Origin of the sequence: Pseudonocardia sp. HH130629-09 (genome assembly GCF_001294645.1) — a bacterium.
Lineage (GTDB): Bacteria > Actinomycetota > Actinomycetes > Mycobacteriales > Pseudonocardiaceae > Pseudonocardia.
In genome coordinates, this window is record NZ_CP011868.1 from 1,505,264 (window position 1) to 1,529,142 (window position 23,879).

The 23,879-nt window shown below is 74.4% G+C and carries 24 protein-coding genes; 12 read left to right on the plus strand and 12 right to left on the minus strand.

What is annotated here, in order from left to right; translation table 11 throughout:
* Positions 1-19: 19 nt before the first annotated feature.
* The 4 genes from XF36_RS06725 to XF36_RS06740 form a co-directional block, all read right to left on the minus strand.
* Positions 20-1,444 carry a hypothetical protein gene (locus tag XF36_RS06725; RefSeq protein ID WP_060711320.1) on the minus strand — a complete coding sequence of 475 codons (1,425 nt, stop codon included), beginning with the start codon at positions 1,442-1,444 and terminating at the stop codon, positions 20-22.
* 186 nt (positions 1,445-1,630) lie between these two features.
* Positions 1,631-2,014 carry a globin gene (locus XF36_RS06730; protein WP_020622424.1) on the minus strand — a complete coding sequence of 128 codons (384 nt, stop codon included), beginning with the start codon at positions 2,012-2,014 and terminating at the stop codon, positions 1,631-1,633.
* Positions 2,015-2,037: 23 nt separating this feature from the next.
* On the minus strand, positions 2,038-3,018 hold the full coding sequence (locus XF36_RS06735) for a mechanosensitive ion channel family protein (RefSeq protein WP_060714476.1): 981 nt from the start codon (positions 3,016-3,018) through the stop codon (positions 2,038-2,040).
* A 98-nt stretch (positions 3,019-3,116) separates the two neighbouring features.
* Positions 3,117-3,770, minus strand: a complete 654-nt coding sequence (locus tag XF36_RS06740; protein ID WP_060711321.1) for a pyridoxamine 5'-phosphate oxidase family protein — start codon at positions 3,768-3,770, stop codon at positions 3,117-3,119.
* A 68-nt stretch (positions 3,771-3,838) separates the two neighbouring features.
* Between XF36_RS06740 and XF36_RS06745 the strand changes: the two genes are divergently transcribed.
* Positions 3,839-5,194 carry a PLP-dependent aminotransferase family protein gene (locus XF36_RS06745; RefSeq protein ID WP_060711322.1) on the plus strand — a complete coding sequence of 452 codons (1,356 nt, stop codon included), beginning with the start codon at positions 3,839-3,841 and terminating at the stop codon, positions 5,192-5,194.
* A 34-nt stretch (positions 5,195-5,228) separates the two neighbouring features.
* Positions 5,229-6,299: a D-alanine--D-alanine ligase family protein gene (locus tag XF36_RS06750; protein WP_060711323.1), complete on the plus strand. Its 1,071-nt coding sequence runs from the start codon at positions 5,229-5,231 to the stop codon at positions 6,297-6,299.
* Here the strand turns inward: XF36_RS06750 and XF36_RS06755 are convergent, their stop codons facing one another.
* Positions 6,300-6,836: a DUF3515 domain-containing protein gene (locus tag XF36_RS06755; protein WP_145981291.1), complete on the minus strand. Its 537-nt coding sequence runs from the start codon at positions 6,834-6,836 to the stop codon at positions 6,300-6,302.
* 13 nt (positions 6,837-6,849) lie between these two features.
* Positions 6,850-7,086 (minus strand): Lrp/AsnC family transcriptional regulator, encoded by a 237-nt coding sequence (locus XF36_RS06760; RefSeq protein ID WP_020627802.1) that lies wholly within the window; start codon positions 7,084-7,086, stop codon positions 6,850-6,852.
* An 85-nt stretch (positions 7,087-7,171) separates the two neighbouring features.
* Between XF36_RS06760 and XF36_RS06765 the strand changes: the two genes are divergently transcribed.
* Positions 7,172-8,173 carry a thiamine-phosphate kinase gene (locus XF36_RS06765; protein WP_082375226.1) on the plus strand — a complete coding sequence of 334 codons (1,002 nt, stop codon included), beginning with the start codon at positions 7,172-7,174 and terminating at the stop codon, positions 8,171-8,173.
* Between the two features lie 81 nt (positions 8,174-8,254).
* Here the strand turns inward: XF36_RS06765 and XF36_RS06770 are convergent, their stop codons facing one another.
* Positions 8,255-8,479 (minus strand): hypothetical protein, encoded by a 225-nt coding sequence (locus tag XF36_RS06770; RefSeq protein WP_060711325.1) that lies wholly within the window; start codon positions 8,477-8,479, stop codon positions 8,255-8,257.
* Between the two features lie 315 nt (positions 8,480-8,794).
* Here XF36_RS06770 and XF36_RS06775 point away from each other — a divergent pair, with 315 nt between their 5' ends.
* Positions 8,795-9,133 carry a hypothetical protein gene (locus XF36_RS06775; RefSeq protein WP_060711326.1) on the plus strand — a complete coding sequence of 113 codons (339 nt, stop codon included), beginning with the start codon at positions 8,795-8,797 and terminating at the stop codon, positions 9,131-9,133.
* 10 nt (positions 9,134-9,143) lie between these two features.
* Here XF36_RS06775 and XF36_RS06780 read toward each other — a convergent pair whose 3' ends face one another.
* Positions 9,144-10,034 (minus strand): TIGR03564 family F420-dependent LLM class oxidoreductase, encoded by an 891-nt coding sequence (locus tag XF36_RS06780; RefSeq protein WP_060714478.1) that lies wholly within the window; start codon positions 10,032-10,034, stop codon positions 9,144-9,146.
* A gap of 98 nt (positions 10,035-10,132) precedes the next feature.
* Here XF36_RS06780 and XF36_RS06785 point away from each other — a divergent pair, with 98 nt between their 5' ends.
* Positions 10,133-11,017 carry a LysR family transcriptional regulator gene (locus XF36_RS06785; protein ID WP_060711327.1) on the plus strand — a complete coding sequence of 295 codons (885 nt, stop codon included), beginning with the start codon at positions 10,133-10,135 and terminating at the stop codon, positions 11,015-11,017.
* Positions 11,018-11,041: 24 nt separating this feature from the next.
* On the opposite strand, the gene XF36_RS06790 is transcribed toward XF36_RS06785, so the two are convergent.
* The 3 genes from XF36_RS06790 to XF36_RS06800 are packed head-to-tail and all read right to left on the minus strand — an operon-like array spanning position 11,042 to position 15,081.
* Positions 11,042-12,430, minus strand: a complete 1,389-nt coding sequence (locus tag XF36_RS06790) for a (Fe-S)-binding protein (RefSeq protein WP_060711328.1) — start codon at positions 12,428-12,430, stop codon at positions 11,042-11,044.
* Positions 12,431-12,437: 7 nt separating this feature from the next.
* Positions 12,438-13,583 carry an FAD-binding oxidoreductase gene (locus tag XF36_RS06795; protein ID WP_060711329.1) on the minus strand — a complete coding sequence of 382 codons (1,146 nt, stop codon included), beginning with the start codon at positions 13,581-13,583 and terminating at the stop codon, positions 12,438-12,440.
* A gap of 43 nt (positions 13,584-13,626) precedes the next feature.
* Positions 13,627-15,081, minus strand: a complete 1,455-nt coding sequence (locus XF36_RS06800; protein ID WP_060711330.1) for an FAD-binding oxidoreductase — start codon at positions 15,079-15,081, stop codon at positions 13,627-13,629.
* Positions 15,082-15,256: 175 nt separating this feature from the next.
* Here XF36_RS06800 and XF36_RS06805 point away from each other — a divergent pair, with 175 nt between their 5' ends.
* On the plus strand, positions 15,257-17,407 hold the full coding sequence (locus XF36_RS06805) for a malate synthase G (RefSeq protein ID WP_060711331.1): 2,151 nt from the start codon (positions 15,257-15,259) through the stop codon (positions 17,405-17,407).
* A gap of 75 nt (positions 17,408-17,482) precedes the next feature.
* Complete coding sequence (locus tag XF36_RS06810; protein ID WP_202968485.1) at positions 17,483-18,700, plus strand: MFS transporter; 1,218 nt, start codon at positions 17,483-17,485, stop codon at positions 18,698-18,700.
* A 286-nt stretch (positions 18,701-18,986) separates the two neighbouring features.
* Here XF36_RS06810 and XF36_RS35110 read toward each other — a convergent pair whose 3' ends face one another.
* On the minus strand, positions 18,987-19,328 hold the full coding sequence (locus XF36_RS35110; protein WP_349675537.1) for a hypothetical protein: 342 nt from the start codon (positions 19,326-19,328) through the stop codon (positions 18,987-18,989).
* 100 nt (positions 19,329-19,428) lie between these two features.
* On the opposite strand from XF36_RS35110, the gene XF36_RS35115 reads away from it, so the two are divergent.
* From XF36_RS35115 to XF36_RS06835, 5 genes are all read left to right on the plus strand, one after another.
* Entirely contained in the window at positions 19,429-19,797 is a 369-nt protein-coding gene (locus XF36_RS35115) for a cytochrome P450 (protein ID WP_349675538.1), read from the plus strand.
* 61 nt (positions 19,798-19,858) lie between these two features.
* Positions 19,859-20,293: a GNAT family N-acetyltransferase gene (locus XF36_RS06820; protein ID WP_082375770.1), complete on the plus strand. Its 435-nt coding sequence runs from the start codon at positions 19,859-19,861 to the stop codon at positions 20,291-20,293.
* A 172-nt stretch (positions 20,294-20,465) separates the two neighbouring features.
* A complete protein-coding gene (gene mbhE, locus XF36_RS06825; protein ID WP_238589161.1) occupies positions 20,466-22,838 on the plus strand; it encodes a hydrogen gas-evolving membrane-bound hydrogenase subunit E in 2,373 nt (790 codons plus the stop codon).
* A complete protein-coding gene (locus tag XF36_RS06830) occupies positions 22,835-23,419 on the plus strand; it encodes an MnhB domain-containing protein (protein WP_060711334.1) in 585 nt (194 codons plus the stop codon). The genes mbhE and XF36_RS06830 overlap by 4 nt, the downstream gene beginning before the upstream one ends.
* Positions 23,420-23,439: 20 nt before the next feature.
* Positions 23,440-23,874, plus strand: a complete 435-nt coding sequence (locus XF36_RS06835; RefSeq protein WP_060714480.1) for a Na(+)/H(+) antiporter subunit C — start codon at positions 23,440-23,442, stop codon at positions 23,872-23,874.
* Positions 23,875-23,879 lie beyond the last annotated feature (5 nt).

Consider the following 23,879-nt stretch of genomic DNA (forward strand, 5'->3'; position numbering starts at 1 on the left):
GGTGCACATAACGATTCGATTATCGCGAGCGTCGTCCCGGGCCCGGACCCCGGGTCGCCCCCCGCCCCGTCCGGGTCGTCCCACCTGCGGCGTCTGTCCTGGTCCGGGGCTGGTCACGGCCCGTTCCGAGATCACCGAACGGGAGGACCCCGATCGAGGTGAGCGAGATCGGCGGGATGCGACCGACGGTGGTGCTGTCCGCGTCCTCCTCGGCCGGGCGGCGACCGGGGCCGAGGAGCAGGGAACCGGTGACGGGCGCGTCCTCGTCGTCGGTGTCGTCGTCGGTGCCGTGGTCCGCGCCGTGGTCCGTGCCGTGGTCCGTGCCGTGGTCCGTGCCGTGGTCCGTGCCGTGGTCCGTGCCGTGGTCGGTGACCGACCCGGAGAGGGAGTCGGCGGGGTCGATCGGTGACCGGGAGCCCAGCTCCGACACCGACGCGATCGTGTCCCCGTCCGAGGACGACGAGACCGACGACGGCCCCGGGAACGACGACGAGAGCGACGACAGCAGGGCCGGTGGGGAGAGCGGTGCCGGGCCGAACAGGGCGTCGTCGAGGGCGGCCGAGACCGGCTCACGGTCCAGCTCCTCGGCGAGGGTGCGCTGCACCCGGGTCAGCTCGTCGCGGACGTCGTCGCGCAGCGCGGCGAGCCGCTCGACCTCGCGCACGACCGCCGACCGCCGCTCCCCGGCGCCCTGCTCGGCGTCCCGCAGCAAGGCGGCGGCCTCGGCGCGCGCCGCGGAGAGCGTCTGCTCGGCGTCGGAACGGGCGTCGGCAAGGATGCGCTCGGCCTCGGTGTGGACGTCGGACAGCCGGTCGGACACGGTGCGCTCCCGTTCGGCGAGATCGCGCTCGCGGCGGTCGGCGTCGCGCTCGCGGTCGTCGAGGGTGCTGCTGCGGGAGGTGAACTCGCGGTCCAGGGTGGCGGCGCGGCCGAGCAGTGCCTCCTCGGTGCGGGAACGACGGTCCTCGGCCTCGCGGCGGGCGCGTTCCACGATCTCCGCGGCCTCGTCGGCCGCGCGCCCGCGCAGCTCGGCGGCCTCCTGCTCGGCGGCCTGCAGGACGCGCTCGACGCGCTGGCCGAACCCGGCCTCCTCGGCGCGGCGGTCCTCGCCGGCCCGCGCGGCGGAGTCGTTCTCCAGCTGCTCCTGCAGCCGCCGGATCTGCGCGCGGGCCGCGGACAGCGACTGCTCGGCGGCGTCCGCGCGGCGGATCTCGTCGTGGATGCGGTGGTCGAGCTCGGCCAGCCGGCTGTCGACCTCGCCACGGTCGTAGCCGCGCAGCACGACGGTGAACCACGAGCCGTCCTCGCCGTCGTGGCGGTCGGGGTGGGCCCCGGCGTCACCGCCGGGGTGCGCGTGCCGCGACGACCCGTTGGACGACCCGTTGGACGACCCGTTGACCGGCTCGTGCCGATGCGGACCGGACGGTGCGGGAGAGACGCTCACGATGAACCCCCAAGACGGGTGACTACGAGCCGCCCGACGTGCCGCGGCGGCGACCCGTCCAACGAGCCCGGACGCGTTCGGTCACGTTCGGCGGTGGATCAGCCCGGAAAGCGTCCGAACATCACTCGAATGGCCGTTGGACGAGCGGGCAGATGATCACGCTGTGTGGTAGTGCCCCTACCGAGGTCAGAACTCGGAGTTCTGCATGCTCGCCGCGGCGTACTGCAGGTAGTTCCACAGCTGGTCGCGGTGCTCCGGGGAGAGGTTCTCCTCGTCGACGGCGATCCGCATGCAGCGCAGCCAGGCGTCGCGCTCGATCGGGCCGATCCTGAACGGCACGTGCCGCATCCGGAGCCGGGGGTGGCCGCGCTGGTCGGAGTAGGTGCGCGGGCCGCCCCAGTACTGCTCCAGGAACAGCCGCAGGCGCTCCTCGGCCGGGCCGAGGTCCTCCTCCGGGTACAGCGGCCTCAACACCTCGTCCCGGGCGACCTCCTCGTAGAACCGGTGGACGATCCGGTGGAAGACCGGCGCGCCACCCACCTCGGCGTAGAAGTTCTGCGGTGCACTCACGCCGACCAGTCTCCCAGGATCCGTCAGTTCTGCTTCTGGGTCGGGCCGTCGAGGGCCGCGCCGGGGAACACCATCGGCCGGGGGATGCCGTCGTCGTCGAAGGCATCGGTGATCGCGCCGTTGAGCGCGCGCTGCACCGCCCACTGCCGGCCCGGGCTGACCCGCACGGTGATCCGCAGCGTGACGCCCTCCGGGCCGATCTTGTCGACGCCGAGCACCTCGGGGGCCTCCAGTACGTCCCCGGCGATGTCGTCCTGGGCGGCGCGCTCGGTGGCGGTCCTCCCGGCCAGCTCGGTGGCCTCCTCGACGTCGGCGTGGTGCGCGATCGGCAGGTCGACCACCGCGACCGCGTAGCCCTGGCTCATGTTGCCCACGCGCAGGATCTCGCCGTTGCGGACGTACCAGACGGTGCCCTTGATGTCGCGGATCGTGGTGATCCGCAGGCCGACCGCCTCGACGGTGCCGACGGCCTCCCCGACGTCCACGACGTCGCCGACGCCGTACTGGTCCTCCAGCAGCATGAACATGCCGGACAGGAAGTCGCGCACGAGGTTCTGCGCACCGAAACCGATGGCGAGCCCGATCACCCCGGCGCCGGCCAGCAGCGGGCCCAGCGGGTAGCCGAGCTCGTTCATGACCATCATCACCGCGACGAGCAGCACCACCGCCGAGACGATCGACCGCAGCACCGAGCCGATCGTGCGTGCCCGCTGCGCCCGTCGCTGGGTGCCGGGGTCCGCCGGTGCGGCGGCCCCACGGCCGCCCGGCCGCAACCGGCGGGCCCGGCCGACCAGCGCGGTGAACCGGCCGTTGGTGGCGCCGTCGACCATCCGCCCGATCGCCCGGTGCGCCAGCCAGCGGAACAGCACCGCGACCACGACGATCACGGTGATCGCGACGGTCTTGCTGACCAGGGTGTCCGCGTGCTGGGCCAGGAAGTCGTTGCTGGTCCAGCGGTAGAGCGTGGCGCACCACGAACCGGCGTCCTGGACGCAGTCGGGCATCAGCGACACGTCCTGCAGAGGAACGTCGGGCAGCACGACGGGGGTCACGAGTCCTCCTCGGGGGCGGTGAGGGCTGCGTCGGAGCCCCCGAGGCTACGTCACCCTCCGGTGTGACGGCGGTCGCGCACGTGGTCCGGGACCGGTCGCTGTCCCTGCAGGTCAGGGGCGGTTTCCGGAGGGCCTGCGACGGTCCGCAGCGGCACCACGCCGGCCCAGGCGAGACCGGCGGCGACGTCGGCGTCGTCGTCCGACGGCGGCCCGGAGCGGCTCTTCACGCTCGCCTCGGCCAGGTCGAGGGCGAACACCGCGGTGGCGGCCAGCTCCCGGCGGTCCGGGCGGCGGGCGTGGTCCCAGGCGCCCGGGGTGAGGTGCTCGACGATCACCCGCAGTGCGTGCAGACGCTCGTCGTCACCGGTGACGCGGCGGGCGTCGCCGTGGACGACGGCGCTGCGGTAGTTCATCGAGAAGTGCATCAGCGCGCGGGCGTGCACGATGCCGTCGAGGTGGGTCACGGTCACGCAGCAGGGCAGCGTGTCCCCGGCCAGGTAGCGGGCCCCGGACGAGCCGTGCAGGTAGAGCGTGTCGCCGTCGCGGCCGTAGGCGGTCGGGAGGACGACGGGTGCGCCGTCGCGGACGAAGCCGAGGTGGGCGACGAGGCCGTCGTCGAGGACCGCGTGCAGGTCGGCCCGGTCGACGGCGGCCCGGTCGCGTTTGCGGCCCAGTGTGCTGCGGGTGGTGGGGGAGAGCGTCACACCCCGAGCATGACCGGCGACAGTGGCATCCTGGAACGGCCACTTCTGTCCTTGTACGAAAGGCCACTGTGCCGGATCTCCCGATCGTCCTCGACCGCGCCGGGGCGACCCCGCTGGCGGTCCAGCTCGCCGACGCCCTGCGCGCCGCGGCGGCCGGCGGTGCACTGCGGCCCGGTGACCGGCTCCCGTCGACCCGCGGGCTCGCGACGACGCTGCGGGTGTCCCGGACGGTCACCGCAGCGGCTTACGACCAGCTGCTCGCCGAGGGCTGGGTCACCGGTCGGGTCGGCGCGGGGACGTTCGTGACCGCGGTCCCCGGGCCCGCCCCCACGGGCCCGGCAGCGACCACCGGGCCCCGGCCGCGGGCCGAGCCGTCGGTGCTGGACCCGGGGCGGCCGTGCGTCGCGGCGCTGGATCCCGCGATGTGGCGCCGTGCCTGGCGGGCCGCCGCCGACCCACCCCCGGACGACCGCCCCCGCGCCGACGGGCTGGCCCCGTTCCACGAGGCCGTTGCCGGGCACCTGCTGCGTCACCGTGGGCTCACCCCGCCCGCGGACACCGTGCTGGCCACCGCCGGGACCTCCGCCGCCGTCGCGGAGCTGGCCCGGCTGCTGCCCCCGGGGGCGACCGTCGCCGTGGAGGAGCCGGGGTATCCGCGGGCGGTCAGCGCGCTGCGCGCTGCCGGGCTGCGGGTCGTCGGCGTGCCGGTGGACGACGACGGCCTGGTCGTCGACGCGGTCCCGGCCGGATGCGCGGCGGTCTACACCACCCCCGCACACCAGTTCCCGACCGCGGTGCGGCTCTCCGCCGCCCGCCGGGTCGCCCTGGTCGAGCGGGCCCGCGCCGAGGAGCTCCTGGTCATCGAGGACGACTACGACGGAGAGCTGCGCTACGACGTCGCCCCGCTGCCCCTGCTGGCCGCGCTCGCACCCGGCCACGTCGTGCACCTGGGCACGGCGAGCAAGATCCTCAGCCCGACGCTCGGGGTCGGCTGGGTGGTCGCGCCACCCGCCGTCGTCGACGCCTGGCGGGACCTGCGCGCCCGGACCGGCACCCGGCCGTCGCCGGCGGGGCAGCTCGTCCTCACCGCGCTCGCCGCGCGCGGCGACCTGTCCCGGCACCTGCGACGGCTGCGCCGCGAGCTCCGCGAGCGCCGGGCCCAGGTGCTGGCCACGGCCCGCGCGGCGGGCTGGGCGGTCCACGGGGACCCGGCCGGGGCGCACCTGGTGCTGCGTCCGCCCGAGGGCGAGCGGGCCGCGATCGCGGCGGCCGCCGGGCGCGGCGTCGCCGTACGTGGACTGGCCGACTACCACCAGGGCACGCCCCGCACGTCCGGGCTGGTCGTCGGGTACGCGGCCGGGACACGGGCCGAGCTGACCGCCGCGCTGGCGGCGCTGGTGGGGTGCGCCGCCGCCCGGCTGTGAGCCCCCGCGCAGCCGCCGCCTACCCTCGGGCCCCATGAGTGCCGACCGGGTGAAGGTCGCCGTCGTCTTCGGCGGCCGCAGTTCCGAGCACGCGATCTCGTGCGTGTCCGCGGGCAGCGTGCTGACCCACCTCGACCCGGAGCGGTTCGAGGCCGTCCCGGTCGGGATCACCCCGGACGGCGCATGGGTGGCCGGCCCGTCCGACCCCGCCCGGCTGGCGATCTCCGGTCGGGAGCTCCCCGAGGTCGACGGCGCGGCCGAGTCCCTGGTGCTGCCCGGCGAGCCGGGTCGCGGCCTGGTCCGCCTCGACGCGCGCGAGGCGCTGACCTCGGTCGACGTCGTCTTCCCGATCCTGCACGGCGCGTTCGGCGAGGACGGCACCATCCAGGGGCTGCTGGAGATGGCCGGCCTGCCCTACGTCGGCTCCGGCGTGCTGGCCTCCGCGGTCGGCATGGACAAGGAGTTCGCGAAGAAGCTGCTGTGCGCCGAGGGCCTTCACGTCGCCGACGGTGTCGTGCTCCGCCCCGGCACCGACATCGGGTTCGCCGACCGCGACCGACTCGGGCTGCCGCTTTTCGTGAAGCCGGCCCGCGCCGGGTCCTCGATGGGCGTCACCCGGGTCACCGACCCGGCCGCGCTCGACGCCGCCGTCGCCGAGGCCCGCCGGCACGACCCGAAGGTGCTCGTCGAGGCGGCCGTGCCCGGCCGTGAGATCGAGTGCGCGGTGCTGGAGTTCCCCGACGGCAGCGTCCGCGCCAGCCTGCCCGCCGAGCTGCACTACACCGGCGAGTTCTACGACTTCGAGTCGAAGTACCTCGACACCTCCGACCTGCAGATCCCCGCCAAGCTCGACGACGAGATCACCGAGTCGCTGCGCTGGAAGGCGATCACCGCGTTCCGCGCGCTCGACGTGCAGGGGCTGGCCCGGGTCGACTTCTTCGTCACCGACGACGGCGACATCACCGTCAACGAGGTCAACACGATGCCCGGGTTCACCCCGAGCTCGGCGTTCCCGAAGATGTGGGCGGTCACCGGCCTCGACTACTCCGAGCTGCTCAGCACCATGATCGACACCGCGCTGGCCCGCGGGACGGGGCTGCGGTAGCTAGCGGACCCGCACCGGCTGCGGCGGGAGCGTGTCGACGACCGCGTCGGACACCGCCTGCAGCGGTCCCGGGCCGGTCTCGGTGGGTGCGGACAGCTCCAGGTACACCCCGCGGTCGACGACGGCGTAGGTCGTGGCGAGCGCACCCGGCGGCGTGCCCAGCGGCAGCCAGCTCACCCCGTTGACCACGATCAGCGGCGAGGTCGGCCCCAGCTCGGCGGGCCGCTCGGTGCCGCAGCGCAGCACCACCGGCTCGGGCTCGGCGACCCAGGCCCGCGCGCCGGGGACCGGCGGGTCGATCTCGCGCGGCGCGAGGTCACCGGTGTCACCGGGGAGCCCGGTGGGCAGCGCCCGCAGCACCGCCTCGCACGACGGCGACGACGCCTGCGGTGCGGCCCGTGCCGGCACTTCCAGGGGACCGGTGTCCGGCCCCGTCGTCAGGCGGGCCCAGACCGCGAGCCCCGCCACGACGACGGCGAGCAGCAGGGGCAGCGCGAGTGCCACCACGACCGGTGGTGACACGCGTGCCCCTGCCACGTCTGTCCCCGTCTCAGCTCAGCTTGACCACGGGGCAGGTGAGCGTCCGGGTGATCCCGTTGACGTTCTGCACCCGGGCCACGACCAGCCGGCCGAGCTCGTCGACGTCGTCCGCCTCGGCGCGCACGATCACGTCGTACGGGCCGGTGACGTCCTCGGCCGAGACGACGCCCGGCAGACCCCCGATCTCGGAGGCGACCGAGGCGGCCTTGCCGACCTCGGTCTGGACGAGGATGTATGCCTGCACCACGGCGTGCCCCTTTCCGGTAACTGCCGACCTGCCGGATGGTTGACGGCAGGAATGTCGGACGCAGAACCTACCGGAGGCCGCCCCCGTGTCCCCATCCGCGATCACGCCCGAGGGCGGTTCCGAGACCGGTGTCTCACTCCGGGAGGTCGGTGAGTTCGCCCTGATCGACCGGGTCACCACGGACCGTGTCCAACCGGCTACGACGGAGCTCGGTCCCGGTGACGACTCGGCCGTCGTCACCGCGGCCGACGGGCGGGTCGTCGCCTGCACCGACGTGCTCGTCGAGGGTGTGCACTTCCGGCTCGACTGGTCGAGCCCCGAGCAGGTCGGACGCAAGGCCGCGGCCGCGAACCTCGCCGACATCGCCGCGATGGGGGCGGTGCCCACGTCGCTGCTGGTGGGACTGGCGTGCCCCTCGTCGACGCCCGCGGCGCAGCTCGAGCAGCTGGCCGACGGGTTGTGGGCCGAGGCCCGCTCGACCGGGGCCGGGCTCGTCGGGGGCGACCTGACCTCGGCGCCGGTGATCGTGGTCTCCGTGACGGCACTGGGGGACCTGCAGGGTCGCTCGCCGGTGCTGCGCTCCGGCGCGCGGCCGGGGGACCGGGTGGCGGTGTGCGGCCGCCTGGGCTGGTCCGCGGCCGGGCTGGCCGTGCTCGGGCGTGGGTTCCGGTCCCCGGCGGTGCTGGTCGACGCGCACCGGGTCCCGGAACCGCCCTACTCCGCGGGTCCGCAGGCCGCCGACGCCGGCGCCACGTCCATGATCGACGTCTCGGACGGCCTGCTGGCCGACCTGGCGCACGTCGCGCGGGCCTCGGGGGTGACGCTGCGGCTGCGGTCGCGGGCGTTCACGGTGCCTGCGCGGCTGGCCGAGATCGCGTCCGCGTTGGGCCTGGACCCGCTGCGCTGGGTCCTGACCGGCGGTGAGGACCACGCGCTCGCGGCGACCTTCCCCGGCGACGCGCCGTTGCCCGAGGGCTGGACCGAGGTCGGGGCCGTCGAGGCAGCGGATGCCGAGGGCCCCGGGGTCACCGTCGACGGCCGCCCCTACGACGGCGACGCCGGCTGGGCCCACTTCACCCGCTACTGACCGCGGCGACCGACCGCGGCACGCGCACACGACGGCGGCCCGGTCCCTCGGTGAGGGACCGGGCCGCCGGAAGCTCGGGGCTCAGGCGCCGCGGCGCCAGAACAGCAGCGCCCGGCGCAGCCGGTTGCGCAGGCTGGGGTGACCGGGGACCGACCGCTGTGGGGCCGGGAACTGCCGGAACTCCGTGGGCGGCGGGGTCAGGTGGGCCGCCGGGAGGGTCGGCGGGTCCATCGCGACCAGGGTCTGCGGGAAGTGGCGCGCATCGGGCGACGGGGTCTTCTCGGGGTGCACGGTCGTCTCCTCCACGGCCGTTCCATCGCTCGCGGTGGCTCGATCGTTACCGACCAACTGCTGCATCTCCGGCCTCCTCACGGTCTCGGGCGGGGTACATCGCCGGGTCCCGTACCCGCCGGGGCCGGGGTCCCTCCGCGCGTGCCGCATCCGTGACGGGCCACCGCGGGGCCCGGGAAGGGGAGCGCGGGGCGGCGGTGCCTGCCCACCCAGGGTACAGACGTGACGTGTGCCGGAGACGTGTGCGGTGGCTCACCGGGCGGGCCGTCGGGCACCCGGGTGCTCGCTACGGTGAATGCCGAGCAGGCGGGACGAGTGGACGGAGCGGGCGTGTCGGGGCTGGTGGCGGTGGTGGCGTGGGCCGCCCTGGCGGGATGGATCGCCGCCGGCGTGCTGCTCGTGGTGGCCCACCGGCGGCTGGAACGGCTGGAGCGGGAGCACACCGCCCGCAAGTGGGACATCGTCGCGCTGCGTGCGGAGCTGCGGGCGCTGCACCGGCGACCGGACGACGGCTCCCGCCCTGCCGGTGGCTCCCGCCCGGCCGGCGGCGACACCGGGTCCCGGGTCCCCGCCGGCGGGGCGCCCGGACGTACCCGGACGGCCGGCGCCACGGCATGGCGCCGGTCGCACCGGCGCCCGGAGGGCCGCACCCGGCGGGTCCCCTCCTGAACGGGCGGTGTCAGGCGGTGACCCGCGAGGACGACAGGGTGGCCGCCACGTCGAGCGCCGACCGGCCCTCGGGGTTCAGGTCGAGCACCACGAGGTCGGTCGCACCCGCCTCGGCGAACCGGGCGAACTCCCGCGCCAGCTGCTCCTCCGATCCGGCCACCACCGTGTCCTCCGGCCCGCGGAGCCCGCTGCGGTCCAGCAGCGCCCGATAGCTGGGCAGCCTCCCGACGGCGGCGAAGTCCTGCGCGACCGACTCCAGCATCCGGTCGGGGTCGGTGGTCACGCCCACCACCACGGAGACCACGATCCGAGCGGTGTCCGGGAGCGCGGGCCGCAGGTGGTCGCGCACGAAGTCCGGGCGGACCCAGGTCGCGACGGTGCCGTCGGTCAGCTCCCCGGCGATCTCCAGCATCCGGGGGCCGAGGGCCGACAGCAGCACCCGCGGCGCCGGCACCGGCCGCGGCAACGTGAGCTGTGTGTCGACGTCGAGGAACCGGCCCCGGTGGGTCACCCGCTCCCCGTGCAGCAGCGGGATCAGCACCTCCAGGTACTCCCGCGTCCGGGCGGCGGGCGCGTCGAACGGCAGCCCGAGTTCACCGGTGAGGTAAGGGGCGTGGCCCGGGCCCACCCCGAGCGTCAGCCGGCCGTCGAGGGCCGCCTGCGTGGTCAGTGCCTGGGCGGCGAGCGCGACGGGATGCCGGGGACCGGTCAGGGTGACCGCGGTGCCGAGCTCGGCGGGCCCGGTACCCGGCTCCGCCGCGGCGAGCAGGGTCAACGGGTCCCAGCTGCCGGGCATCTGGTTGGCCCAGACCGCGTCGAGGCCCCGGCGGCCCGCGTCGAGCACGGTCTCCCGGACGGCGGCGGGGCCGTCGGGGGTGAGGTTCAGGGTTCCGATCCGCATGGTCACCAGTGCAGCCGCGCCGGGCCCGGGGAACCAGGCCGGAACAACCCGCACAGCGATCGGCGTTCGTGATCGACAGAGGTCGGGGAGGGTGTGGGATGGAACTGCGCGGGTTGCGGTACTTCGTGACGGTGGCCGAGGAGCTGCACTTCGGCCGGGCCGCCGAGCGGCTGCACATCGTGCAGCCCGCGGTGAGCCAACAGGTGGCCCGGCTCGAACGCGAGCTCGGGACCCGGCTGCTGGACCGGTCCTCGCGCCACGTCCGGCTCACCCCCGCCGGGCACCGGGTGCTGGCCGCGGCGCGGGAGGCACTGGCGGCGGCGGAGCGGGTGCGTGCGGTCGTGGACGCGCCGGCGACCCGGATCCGCGTCGGCACTGCGCCCGGGCTCACCGGTCGTCTGGAGCTGGCGCTGCGCCGGCTGCAGGAGTGCTCCCCGGATCTCGAGGTCCAGCTGTTCGACCTGCCGGTGCCCGAGCGGCTCTCGGCGGTGACCGACGGCCTCCTGGACCTCGCGGTGGCCCGGGGGGAGCCCTCGGGACCCGGCCTGGTGGTGCGCCCGGCGTGGAGCGAGCAGCTGCACGCGGTCGTGTCCGACCGGCACCCGCTGGTGCGCCGGTCCTCGGTGCGGCTGTCGGCGCTGGCCGCGGCCGGGCCGTTCCGGCCGCCGTGCCGGGACACCGACCCGCCCTGGCGCGACGCCCTCGCCCGGATGGTCGCCCCGTCCGGGGCCCGGATGGGCCGGCCGGTCGGGGTGGGTGAGGCCGTCGTCGCGGAGATGGGGGCCGATCCCGCCGGGTGGACGCTGCTGCCCGCCGGGCGGGCCGCGGCGTCCGGGGCGTCGCGGGTGCGCGAGATCCCGATCGACCCGCCGGTGACGGTCACCGGGTCGGTGGTCGCGCCGTCGTCGACGACCCCGGGCTGCCTCGCCGCGGTCGTCGACGCGTTCCGCGACGCCGACCTCAGCGATCTGGCGTCGGCCTGACGGGGCACCGGGTCCGGCGCCGCATCAGCGCCGGGGGACGGCCGCCCCGCGGATGCTCGCGTCGAGCAGCTGCACCGGGTGCAGCAGCGGGACGTCGGCGACGTCCTCGCTCGGCAGGTACTTCCCGATCTGCAGCAGGCAGCCCGGGTTGGCGGTCACCACGACGTCGGGCCTCGCCTCCCGGATCTTCTCCGCCTTCCGCACGCCCAGGTCGGCGGCCGCGTCCGGCTTGACCATGTTGTAGATGCCGGCCGAGCCGCAGCACAGCGACGCCTCGGCGATGTCGACCAGTTCCAGCTCCGGGATGGTCCGCAGCACCTCGCGGGGCTGGCTGCGCACACCCTGGGCGTGCCCGAGGTGGCAGGCGTCGTGGTATGCGACCCGGCCGGGGACCGGCGTGCGCGGGGCACGGGGGCCGCCGTCGTCGTCGCGGGAGTACAGGTCGGCGAGCACCTCGTGCACGTCGCGGCAGCGCGCCGAGAAGGCGGCGGCGCGATCCCTCCACCCCGGGTCGTCGGCGAGCAGATGGCCGTAGTCCTTCATCGACGAGCCGCAGCCCGCGACGTTGGTGACGACCGCGTCGACGTCGAGGGTCTCGAACCGGGCGATGGTGCGCCGGGCCCGGTCCAGGGCGGACTCCTCGCGCCCGGCGTGCACCTCCAGCGCGCCGCAGCACTGCTGGTCGCGGGGGACGAGCACGTCGCAGCCCTCGGCGGAGAGCACCCGCACGGTGGCCTCGTTGACCCGGTGGAAGAACACGTCCTGCACACACCCGGTGAGCAGCGCGACCCGGGCCCGGCGGGTGCCGACGGCCGGGGTGTGCACCGGGAGCCGCGCGAACGCCTCGCGCACCGAGACCGGCGGCAGCAGCGACTCCATCGCCGCGAGCCGGCCGGGCAGCTTCTCGGCGAGCCTACGGATCGCGGGGACCTTGCGCAGCTGCTGGTAGAGCGCGCCGGGGAGGGCGGCGGCGCGCAGCCGTCGCTTGTAGGGGAAGAGGGAGAAGATCGCGTCGCGGAACAGCCTGTCCGACGCGCTGCGGGGCACGTTGCGCTCGATCTGCGGGCGCACCGACTCCAGGAGCTTGTCGTACTGCACCCCGGACGGGCAGGCGGTCACGCACGCCATGCAGCCCAGACAGTTGTCGATGTGCTCGGTGAACGGGCCGTCGAGGGTGATGTCGCCCTTCTCGGCCAGGTCCATCAGCAGGATCCGGCCGCGCGGGGAGTCCATCTCCTCGCCCCACAGCACGTAGGTGGGGCAGGTCGGCAGGCAGAAACCGCAGTGCACGCAGTCGTCGAGCAGCTCGCGCTGCGGCGGGTGGACCGGGTCGAACGCGCTCGGCCCCTGCTGCGGGATCTTGGTCTCGGCCGCTCCGGCGGGGGTGCCTGCGGGCTCGTGGGTGCTCGTCATGCGTGCCTCACATCCAGGGGGCGAAGCGACCGGCGGCGAACCGGGCCTCGGGGTCGAGCTGGTTCTTGATCGCCTTCAGCAGCGCGAGCGCGGACGGCGCGGGGCCCCACGCCGGGGCGTCCAGCGCCTCGGGGCGGTCGCGCAGCATGCTCGTGCCGCCGACCGCGGCGACGGCGTCGTGCACCTGGGTCACGGCGGCCCCCGGCACGGTGACGGTCGCGACGCCGGTCGCGAGCCCGGCCGTGACGGCGATGGCGGGAAGCTGCTCCACCAGCGGCGCCAGCCGGGTCGGGGCGCACCCGATCCGGACGACGGCGCCGTCGCGGGCGGGTCCGTCGGCGTCGCCGCCGGTGTGCGGGCCGTCGGTCAGCGATGCGTGGGCGTCCCACGCGTCCGGACCCACCTCCCTTGCGTCGGCCCCGAGGAGCTCGCGCAGCCGCTCCACCCGCGCCGGCAGGGTCCCGGCCCCGCCCTCCAGCCGGACCAGCAGACGACCCGGGTCGCCGGAGACCCACTCGACGGCGATCGGCTCCAGCGGGCTGGCCATCAGCTCCAGCACCCGCGACGCGGCCTCGGCCACCGGGCCGTCGACGGCCACGCAGGCGACCGCCTTCGGGACCGGGTGCAGCCGCAGGACGACCTCGACCACCGGGCCGAAGGTGCCGTGGGAGCCGTGCAGGAGCTTGGCCATGTCGTAGCCGGCGACGTTCTTGATGACGTGCCCGCCGGAGCGGACCATCGTGCCGTCCGCGAGTACCGAGGTGGTGCCGATGACCAGGTCCCGCAGACCGCCCCAGACCAGGGCGGACGGGCCGGCGTCGGCGGTGGCGAGCAGCCCGCCGACGGTGGCGCCGCGGGCGACCCGGGCGGCGTCGAACGCGAGGCGCTGGCCGTGCTCGGCCAGCTGCTCCTGCAGCGCGAGCACCGGGGTCCCGGCGTGCACCGAGACGGTCATGTCGCCGGGGTTGTGGTGGATCACCCCGGACAGCCCGGAGAGGTCGAGCGTCGCGGCGACGTCGTCGTCCGCGCGTCCTGCCCAGCCGGCGGCGGTGCCGGCGCCGGTGATCGCGAGGCGGCCGGGGGTGTCCAGGACGGCATCCCGGACCTCCCTGGCCGAGGTGGGGCGCAGCGTGGTGGGAGCGGCGCGTGTCATGTCGTCGGGCCCTTCCGGGTCGCGTGCGGGTCGGCCGGGCGGGTCACAGCCGTTCGATCAGGCCCGCCTCCTCCAGCGGGTGCGGGCGGTAGCGCCCCGGCTTCTCGCCGCACAGCCGCGGGGTCGGCAGGAGCTTGCCCGGGTTGCAGATGTGGTCGGGGTCGAAGCCGTCGCGGATGCGGCGCATGACGGCCAGGTCGTCCTCGCCGAACATCCGCGGCATCGAACAGGCCTTGTCGGTGCCGATGCCGTGCTCGCCCGACAGCGACCCGCCCATCTCGACGCACAGCTCCGCGATCCGCGCCGACAGGTGCTCGGCCTCGTCGGTCTGGCCCTCCGCGGCGCAGAACAGGACCAGCGGGTGCAGGTTGCCGTCGCCGGCGTGGAAGACGTTCGCGACGCGCAGCCCGGCCTCGGAGCCCATCTCGTCGATCCTTTCGAGGATCTCGGCGAGCCGGGTCCGGGGGACCACGCCGTCCTGGACGATGTAGTCCGGCGAGATCCGGCCGACCGCGGCGAACGCCGCCTTGCGGCCGCGCCAGATGTTCGCCCGCTCCTCCGGCGATCCCGCGATGTGCAGCCGGGTGCAACCGTGCCGGTCGCAGATCTCCTTGACCAGCGCGAACTGCTCCTCGCACTCCTCGACGGTGCCGTCGAGCTCGACGACGAGCGCGGCCGGGGTGTCGAGCGAGTAGCCGGCGCCGGTGGCGCCCTCGGCGGCCTCGATCGCCAGCGCGTCCATCATCTCGACCGCGGCGGGGACGATCCCGGCCGCCACGATGTCGGAGACCACCTGGCCCCCCGCCGACACGGACGGGAAGTCCGCCAGCAGCGTGCGCATGACCTCGGGGGTGCGCAGCAGCCGCACGGTCACCTTCGTGACGATCCCGAGTGTGCCCTCCGACCCCAGGAATACCCCGCGCAGGTCGGGCCCGGACTGCTCCATAGAGTCCGACCCCAGGGTCACGACCTCGCCGTCGGGGAGCACGACCTCCATCGACAGCACGTGGTTGGTGGTGAAGCCGTACTTCAGGCAGTGCGCGCCGCCGGAGTTCTCCGCGACGTTGCCGCCGATCGTGCACACCTGCTGGCTCGACGGGTCCGGGGCGTAGTAGAGCCCGTGGGGCGACGCGGCCGCGGTGATCTCCAGGTTGGTGACGCCGGGCTCCAGCACCGCGCGCCGGTTCTCCGGGTCGACCTCGAGCACCCGGTTGAGCCGGTTCAGCCCGATGACGACGCCCTCGGCCACCGGCAGCGCGCCGCCGGACAGGCCGGTACCTGCGCCGCGGGCGACGAACGGGATCCGGTGCCGGGCGCAGATCCGCACGCACCCGGCGACGTCGTCGGCGGTGCGGGGCAGCAGGACCAGCTCGGGGACGACCCGGCTGCCGGTCAGGCCGTCGCACTCGTAGGTCCGGGTCCGGACGGGGTCGTCGAGCACGTCCGCGGCGCCCAGGAGGGCGACGAACTCGTCGTGGATCGAGCGGGCCAGAGGCATCGCTGGACTCCCTTGCTGCGCGTGGCGGGGCTCACGGGAGGGTACGTCGACACGGTGACGCCACGCCTGTTCGACGTAACGGACAGGGTCCGCGTCACTTCCGTGATGCGGAAAAGATAATCCACTGGTAGAAATGCGACCAGTTCCGACATCCACACGGAGAGGGTGGTCACAGATGGCCGACACCGCCGGCCTGCAGGTCCACGAGCACCTGAGGTCCTTCGTCGAGGGCGAGCTCCTGTCCGACGTCGACCTCACGGCGGACGACTTCTGGGCTACCCTCGCGCGGCTCCAGGAGCGCTTCGCTCCCAAGATCGCCGACGCACTGGCCCGTCGCGACGAGATCCAGGCACGCATCGACGAGTGGCACCGCGAGCACGGCACCGGCTCGGTCGAGGACTACGAGAAGTTCCTCACCGACCTCGGCTACCTGCTCCCGGAACGGTCCCCGACGATCGACGTCGACCGGGTCGACCCGGAGATCGCCGAGATCCCCGGCCCGCAGCTGGTCGTGCCCTCCACCGTGCCCCGCTACGCGCTCAACGCCGCCAACGCGCGCTGGGGCTCGCTGTTCGACGCCTCCTACGGCACAGACGCGCTGCCGCAGGACCACGAGCTCGCCCCTGGCTACGACGAGCGCCGCGGCGCGCAGGTCATCACCGCCGCCGACGAGCTGCTCGACGAGCTGTTCCCGCTCGCGAAGGGCAGCCACACCGACGCCACCGCCTACCGGTCGTCGACCGACGGGCTCGTCGTCGACACCGCCGCGAACGGCACGGTCGGGCTCGCCGACCCCGCGCAGTTCGCCGGGTTCCGCCCGGTCGACGGCGACGGCCGCGGCGCCGTCCTGCTGACCCGCAACGGGCTGCACCTGGAGATCACGATCGACCCGACCACCCAGGTCGGCACCCAGCACCACGCCGACGTCGCCGACGTCGTGCTCGAGTCCGCGGTCACCACGATCGTCGACCTCGAGGACTCGGTCGCGACGGTCGACGGCGAGGACAAGGCCCTGGCCTACCGCACCTGGCTCGGCCTGCTGCGCGGTGACCTGACCGCCGAGTTCCGCAAGGGCGGGAAGACCGTCACCCGCCGGGTCAACCCGGACCGCGAGTACACCGCGGCCGACGGCTCCGCCCTCACCCTGCCCGGACGGTCGCTCATGCTGGTCCGCAACTGCGGCCACCACATGACCACGAATGCCGTGCGCACCGCCGACGGCGGCGAGATCGCCGAGGGCGTCCTCGACGCACTGGTCTCGGCCGTCGCCGGGCTCTACGACCTGCAGGGCAAGGGCCCGCACACCAACTCCCGCGCGGGCAGCGTCTACATCGTCAAGCCCAAGCAGCACGGGCCCGAGGAGGTCGCGCTCACCGTCGAGCTGTTCGGCGCCGTCGAGGAGGCCCTCGGACTGCAGCCGAACACCCTCAAGATCGGCATCATGGACGAGGAGAAGCGGACCTCGGTCAACCTCTCCGCCTGCATCGCCGAGGCCGCGAACCGGGTCATCTTCGTCAACACCGGCTTCCTCGACCGGACCGGCGACGAGATCCACACCTGCTTCGCCGCGGGCCCGGTCCTGCGCAAGGGCGACATGAAGTCGACCACCTGGCTCACGACCTACGAGGACCGCAACGTCGACGTCGCACTCGCCGCCGGGTTCGCGCACACCGCGCAGGTCGGCAAGGGCATGTGGGCCAAGCCCGCCGCGATGGCCGAGATGATCGAGCAGAAGATCGGCCACCCGAAGGCCGGCGCGAACTGCGCCTGGGTGCCCTCGCCCACCGCCGCGACCCTGCACGCGCTGCACTACCTGCGCGTCGACGTGCACCGGGTCCAGGACGAGATCGCCTCCCGCCCCACCGCCGACCGTCGCGCGCTGATCGAGGTGCCGGTCACCGACGCGTCGTCGCTGTCGGCGGAGGACGTGACCCACGAGCTGGAGACCAACGCCCAGTCGATCCTCGGCTACGTGGTGCGCTGGGTGGGCATGGGCATCGGCTGCTCCACCGTGCCGGACCTGGAGGGCGTCGGGCTGATGGAGGACCGCGCCACCCTGCGGATCTCCGCCCAGCTGGTCGCGAACTGGCTCCAGCACGGCGTCGTCGACGAGGCGGTCGTGCGCGACACCTTCGCCCGGATGGCCGCCGTCGTCGACGAGCAGAACGCCGGCGAGGACGGCTACCCCGCGATGGCCAAGGACCTGGAGTCCAGCGAGTCGTTCCAGGCCGCGCTGGAGCTGGTGTTCAGCGGGGCGACCGAGCCGAACGGCTACACCGAGCGGACGCTCACCCGCTGGCGTCAGCGGGCCAAGGCCGCGGCCTGAGACACCACCGTCGACGACGACGCCCCCCGGGACGGGTTCCCGGGGGCGTCGTCGTGATCAGGGAGGACGAGGATCGTGAAGCCATGGATGCGGCCCGCGCTGGTGCTGTTCGGCGTCGGCTACGGCGCCAACCAGTTCAGCCCGCTGATGGTCATGTACCGCGAGCAGGGCCACTACTCGGCGACCGTGGTCGCCGCGTTCTTCGGCGTCTACGTGCTCGGTCTCGCCCCGGGTCTGCTCGTCGGCGGACCGGCGTCGGACCGCTGGGGGCGGCGCCGGGTGCTGCTGCCCGCTACGGCCGCCTCGATCCCGGCCAGCGCCGTCATCGCGCTGGGGGCGTTCTCCGAGCCCCTCCTCTACATCGGACGGCTGCTGTTCGGCCTGTGCATCGGCGTCGCGATGGCGGTGGCGACGACCTGGGTCAAGGAGCTGTCCGGCGAGGGTGAGGGCGCTCGGCGGGCCGCACTCGCGCTCACCGCGGGATTCGGCCTCGGCCCGCTGGTCGGCGGGCTGCTCGCGCAGTTCGCACCGCTGCCGATGGAACTGCCCTACCTGGTCCACATCGTGCTCATGGTCCCCGTCACCTGGTGGCTCGTGGCCGCCCCGGAGACGGTCGAGCCGGGCCGCTCCCGGTCCTGGCTGCGCGACCTGCGGGTGCCCGCCGCCGCCCACCCGCGCTTCCGGTGGCTGGTGCTGCCCGCCGCGCCCTGGGTGTTCGGCGCCGCCGCGCTGTCGTTCGCGGTGCAGCCGACCGCGCTCGGCGACGTCCTCGGCGGCTACGGGCTGCTCGACGCGACCCTGCTCACCGCCGTCACACTGGGCTGCGGGTTCCTCGCCCAGTCCGCCGCCCGCGCCGTCGACGCCCGCTCGCCGCTGGCCGCCACCCGGATCGGGCTCGCGCTCGTCGTCACCGGGACGGTGGTGGCCGCGTTCGGCGCCGCGGGGCGCAGCATCCCGGTGGCGTTCGTCGCGGCCGCGCTGCTCGGTGCCGGCTACGGGTTCGTGCTGCTGTCCGGGCTGCAGGAGGTCCAGCGGATCGCCGCGCCGGAGCACCTGGCCGGGCTCACCGCGGTGTTCTACTCGCTGACCTACCTCGGGTTCCTGCTGCCGATGCTGCTCTCGGCCCTGACCGGGGTCGCGGGGTACCCGGTGCTGCTGCTCGTCGTCGCCGGGGTGCAGGCGCTCTGCCTGGTCCTGGTGTGGGCCGGAGCGCACCGGGTGGCGGAACCGGTCCCCGCGGATCCACCTGATGTCCACCTCCGGGCGGAGGCGGGTGCCGACCCGCGCTCGTAGCGTCGGGCCGGTGACCACCACCACGGATTCCGACGCCACGGACCTGCCGCGCCTGCCGTTCCCGCGCCACGACGTCCTCGACCTCCCGCCGCAGTTCGACCACCTGCGGGACCGGTCCCCGATCACCCCGGTCCGGACCCCGGCCGGCGATGTCGCGTGGCTGGTCACCGGCTACGACGAGGCCCGTGCCCTGTTCGCCGACGACCGGCTCGGCCGCAGCCATCCCGCGCCGGAGCGGGCCGCGCGCATCTCCGACTCGATGATCTTCGGTGGGCCCAGCGGCGACTCACCGGAGACCGAGCGGAGCAACCACACCGCCATGCGCAAGCTGCTCGCGCCCGCGTTCTCGGCGCGGCGGATGCGCAGGCTGTCCGACCACGTCGCCGAGCTGGTGCACAGCTGGCTCGACGTCGTCGAGGCCGCCGGGCCCGGCGGCGACCTGCACGAGCTGTTCTCCTTCCCCCTGCCGGTGCTGGTCATCTGCGAGCTGCTCGGCGTCCCCTTCGACGACCGCGAGGAGTTCCGTCGCTGGTCCGCCGAGCTCGGGCTGCTCCACGACCGGCCCCGCGCCGAGGCCGCGGCGCAGGCTGTTCGCCGGGCACGAGACGACGGTCGGGCGGATCGACACCGGCACCGTCCTGCTGCTGGACCGGCCGGGGGAGTGGGCGGCGCTCGCCGCGGACCCGGAGCGGGCCGCGGGCGCGGTCGAGGAGGTCCTGCGGCTGGCCGTGCCCGGCGGGGGCAACGGCGGCATCCCGCGCTACGCCCACGCCGACATCGACATCGCCGGGGTGCACATCCGTACGGGCGACGCGATCCTGCTCGCGTTCGGTGCCGCGAACCGGGATCCGCGCCACTTCGACGGGGCCGAGGACATCGATGTCACCCGGAAGTCGACGCACCTCGCGTTCGGGCACGGGCCGTACTTCTGCGTGGGCGCGAGCCTGGCCCGGGTCGAGCTGACCGAGGTGTTCCGGGCGCTGCCCGCCCGGTTCCCGTCGCTGCGCCTGGCCGTGCCGCGCTCCGAGCTGGAGCTGCGCACGGACGTGCTCACCGGGGGCCTGCGCGCGCTGCCGGTCACCTGGGACCGATCATGAGGGTGTGGGGGAGCTCGAACTGAGGGTGTCCGGGATCGACCATCCGGACGTCACGCCGCTGATGCGGCGGCTGCAGGCGTTCTACGGCGAGGTCTACGGCGACGGTGACGTCACGCCCGTCGTCCCGGCCGACTTCCGCGCCTCGTCCGGGTTGTTCCTCGTCGGCTACGAGGACGGCGTCCCCGTCGCCACCGGGGCGTGGCGCGCCGTGGACGCCGACCCGGCCGACCCCGCGCGCCGCGACGGCGACGCCGAGCTGAAGCGGATGTACGTCGAGCCCGCCGCCCGCGGTCGGGGACACGCCCGGACGGTGCTCGTCGCGCTGGAGCGCGCGGCGGCCGCCGCCGGGCGTCGTCGGATGATCCTCGAGACGGGTGACCCCCAGTCCGCTGCGATCGCGCTGTACGAGAGCAGCGGATACCGTCGGACCAGCAGGTTCGGTGTGTACCGGAACGACCCCCGCTCCCGGTGCTTCGCCAAACCGCTGCCGGGGTGAGCCTCGGTACGGTCACGGGCGAAACGTCCGGTTGCGCCGATAGGATGACCTCGGCGTCGTCGCCGCGTCCCCTCCGGTGAGCGTGCGGCGGCCTCTTCCGGCGCTCCCCGTGTCCGGCCGTGACGTGAGCGGAACCGCTGGTCCGAACGACCCGTGACTCCAGGAGGTGTCGGTGCTCGCCGTCGTGGCCGCTCATCTCGTCCTGGCGCTGTGCCTGCCCGCACTCGCCCGGTACCACCGGCGGCTGGCGTTCGGCGCAGGCGCCGCGCTGCTCGCCGCCACTCTCGTGTGGACGATGGCGCAGGCCTCGACCGCGCTCTCCGGCGGGGTGACCGACCGCATCGAGTGGGCCCCCGAGCTGGGGCTGACGCTGAGCCTGCGGATGGACGCGCTCGCGATCGCGATGATCGTGCTCGTCTCCGGCGTCGGAGCGCTGATCATGATCTACGCGGCCTGGTACTTCGGGCCGCGCTCCACCGACGCGGCCCGCTCCGCGGCGCTGCTGGTCGCCTTCGCCGGGATGATGCTCGGCCTCGTCCTGGCCGACGACCTGCTGACCCTCTACGTGTTCTGGGAGCTGACGTCGCTGACGTCGTTCCTGCTCGTCGGGCAGGGCGGCCAGTACCGGGAGAACCGCCGTGCCGCGGTGCAGGCGCTCGTCGTCACCGTCTTCGGCGGGCTGGCGATGCTGCTCGGGATCGTGCTGCTGGGCCAGCTGGCCGGCACCTACTCGATCCCGGAGATCACCGCGGCCGCGACCTCCGGCACGCTCGCCCCCGACAGCCCGGTCGCGCTCTCGGTCTCGCTGGTGCTGATCCTGCTCGGCGCGCTGACCAAGTCCGCGCAGCTGCCGTTCCACCCGTGGCTGCCGTACGCGATGGCCGCCCCGACGCCGATCTCGGCGTACCTGCACGCGGCGTCGATGGTGAAGGCCGGGGTCGTGCTCGTCGCGCGGCTCGGGCCCGCGTTCTCGGTGCACCCCGTGTGGTGGGCGCCGGTCATGGTGCTCGGCCTCGCGACGATGGTGCTGGGCGGCTGGCGCGCGATGCGCCAGACCGACCTCAAGCGGCTGCTGGCCTTCGGCACCGTCTCCCAGCTCGGGTTCCTGATGGTGCTGTTCGGGGCCGGATCGCGGGTCGCCGGCCTCGCGGGCATCGCGATGCTGCTGGCCCACGGCCTGTTCAAGGCGCCGCTGTTCATGGTGGTCGGCGCGATCGACAAGGCCTGCGGCACCCGCGACCTGCGCGAGCTGTGCGGGCTCGGGCGCCGCCGTCGCGGGCTCGCCGTGATCGCCGCGCTCGCCGGGCTGTCGATGGCCGGGCTGCCGCCGATGCTCGGCTTCGTCGGCAAGGAGGCCGCGTTCGAGGCGTTCGTGCTCGAGGGCGGCGTCCGCGGCTGGGTCACCGCGATCGGCCTGGTCCTCGGCTCGCTGCTGACCGTCGCCTACACCGCACGGTTCCTGTGGGGGGCGTTCTCCACCAAGGGGCTGCACCCCACCGGTGGCGACCCGGTCCCGCTCGGCCTGTCCGGCCCGGCGTGGCTGTGCGCGCTGACCGGGATCGCGGCCGGGTTCGCCGCGCCGCTGGTCCAGCAGCTCGCCGCCTCCTACGCCGCGTCGCTGCCCCCGGTCGGCGACGCCTACGCTGCCCGCTACGAGCTGGCCCTGTGGCACACCCCGGGGCTGCCGCTGCTGTTCACCGGGGTCGCGCTGGTCGGCGGACTCCTCCTGCACCGCTACGGGCAGCCCCTGACCGGGCACCTCTCGGTGCCGCACGTGTCGGCGCAGCGGGGGTACGAGGCCGTCGTGACGGGGCTGGAGCGCTCGGCGATCGCGGTCACCGGCCGGCTCCAGATCGGGTCGCTGCCGGTCTACCTCGGCTGCATCCTCGCGACCCTGATCGCGCTGCCCGGCCCGGTCATCGCCGTCACCGGGACGTGGCCGACCGACCAGGCCCCGTACCACTCGATCATGCAGGTCCCGGTCGGACTGATGGTGATCATCGCGGCGATCGCGCTCTGCCTGGCGCACCGCCGGTTCACCGCGGTGCTGCTGGTCGGTGCCGTCGGCTACGGCATCGGCGGTCTGTTCGTCATCGACGGCGCCCCCGACCTGGCACTCGCCCAGTTCCTGGTCGAGACGCTCACCCTGGTCGCGTTCGTCTTCGTGCTGCGACGCCTGCCCGCCCACTTCGACGAGCCGGACACCGAGCGCCGCGTCCGGGGCCCCAAGGCCGCGGTCGCCGCGGTCGGCGGCCTGCTCGTCGCCGGGATGGCCGTGATGCTCTCCGGGGCCCGCACCCTGCCGCCCGCCACCACGGAGCCGTTCATCGCGGGCGCACCGGAGGCCGGCGCGACCAACCTGATCAGCGCGATCCTGGTCGACTTCCGCGCACTCGACACGGTCGGTGAGATCACCGTGCTGCTGATCTGCGCGTCCGGCACCGCGAGCCTGGTGCTCGCGACCCGGTACGACAAGAGGCAGAACGGCAAGGTCGTGCGCAGCGGCTCGGGATCGCCCAAGCACGAGAAGGAGGTGCTCGGATGACGACCTCGCAGGAGAAGCCCACGTCCGCGGCCGGGGACGCCGAGAGCTGGGCCCGGATGGACCAGCCCAGCGGCCGATGGATGCTCACCGGCACCTGCCCGGACGTCCGCGAACGGACCCTGGTGCTGGAGTCCGCGGCCCGGCTGCTGTTCCCCGTGGTGCTGGTGTTCTCGGTGTTCCTGCTGCTGGAGGGCCACTACGGTCCCGGCGGCGGGTTCTCCGGCGGCCTGGTCGCCGGGCTCGCGTTCGTGCTGCGCCACATCGCCGGCGGCGATGACAACCTGGGCTCCCGGTTCCGGATCCGCCCGCCCGTGCTGGTTGGCACCGGACTGATCATCGCTGTGCTCACCGCGCTGGCCCCGGTGGCCTGGGGCGACCCGGTGCTCGCCTCGGTCAAGTGGACGGTCACCTTCGGCCCGTTCGGCTACCTCGACATCGTGACCAGCCTGCTGCTGGACGTCGGTGTCTACCTGCTGATCATCGGTGTGGTGCTCGACCTGCTCCGCTCGCTGGGGTCCGGCATCGCCCGCGACGCCCGCGAGGCCGGCGAGGACCCCCCGCGCGGGAGTGGGGCGGGGTGAACACCACCATCAACCTGAGCATGGCGATCGTGCTCGCGGTGCTGTACTCGGTCGGGTTCTACCTGCTGATGCAGCGCTCGCTGATGCGCATCCTGATCGGCATCGTGGTGCTCGGGCACGGCGCGAACCTGCTGCTGCAGGTCTCCGGCGGGCCGCCAGGGCGGGCCCCGATCCTCGACGCCGTGCTGCCCGAGCAGATCGCCGACCCGCTCCCGCAGGCGCTGGCCCTGACGGCCATCGTCATCACCTTCGCCCTGACCACGTTGCTGCTGGCGCTGGGCTACCGCTCCTGGGTGCTCGTCGGCCACGACGAGGTGCAGGACGACGTGGAGGACCGCCGCATCGCCGCCCGGCACAAGCCCAAGGGCGCGATGGAGGAGGGCACCGCGGACGAGACCGAGGCGGCACCCGAGGACACCGCCGACTCCCACGAGCTCGAGGAGGGCCGCCGGTGACCCCG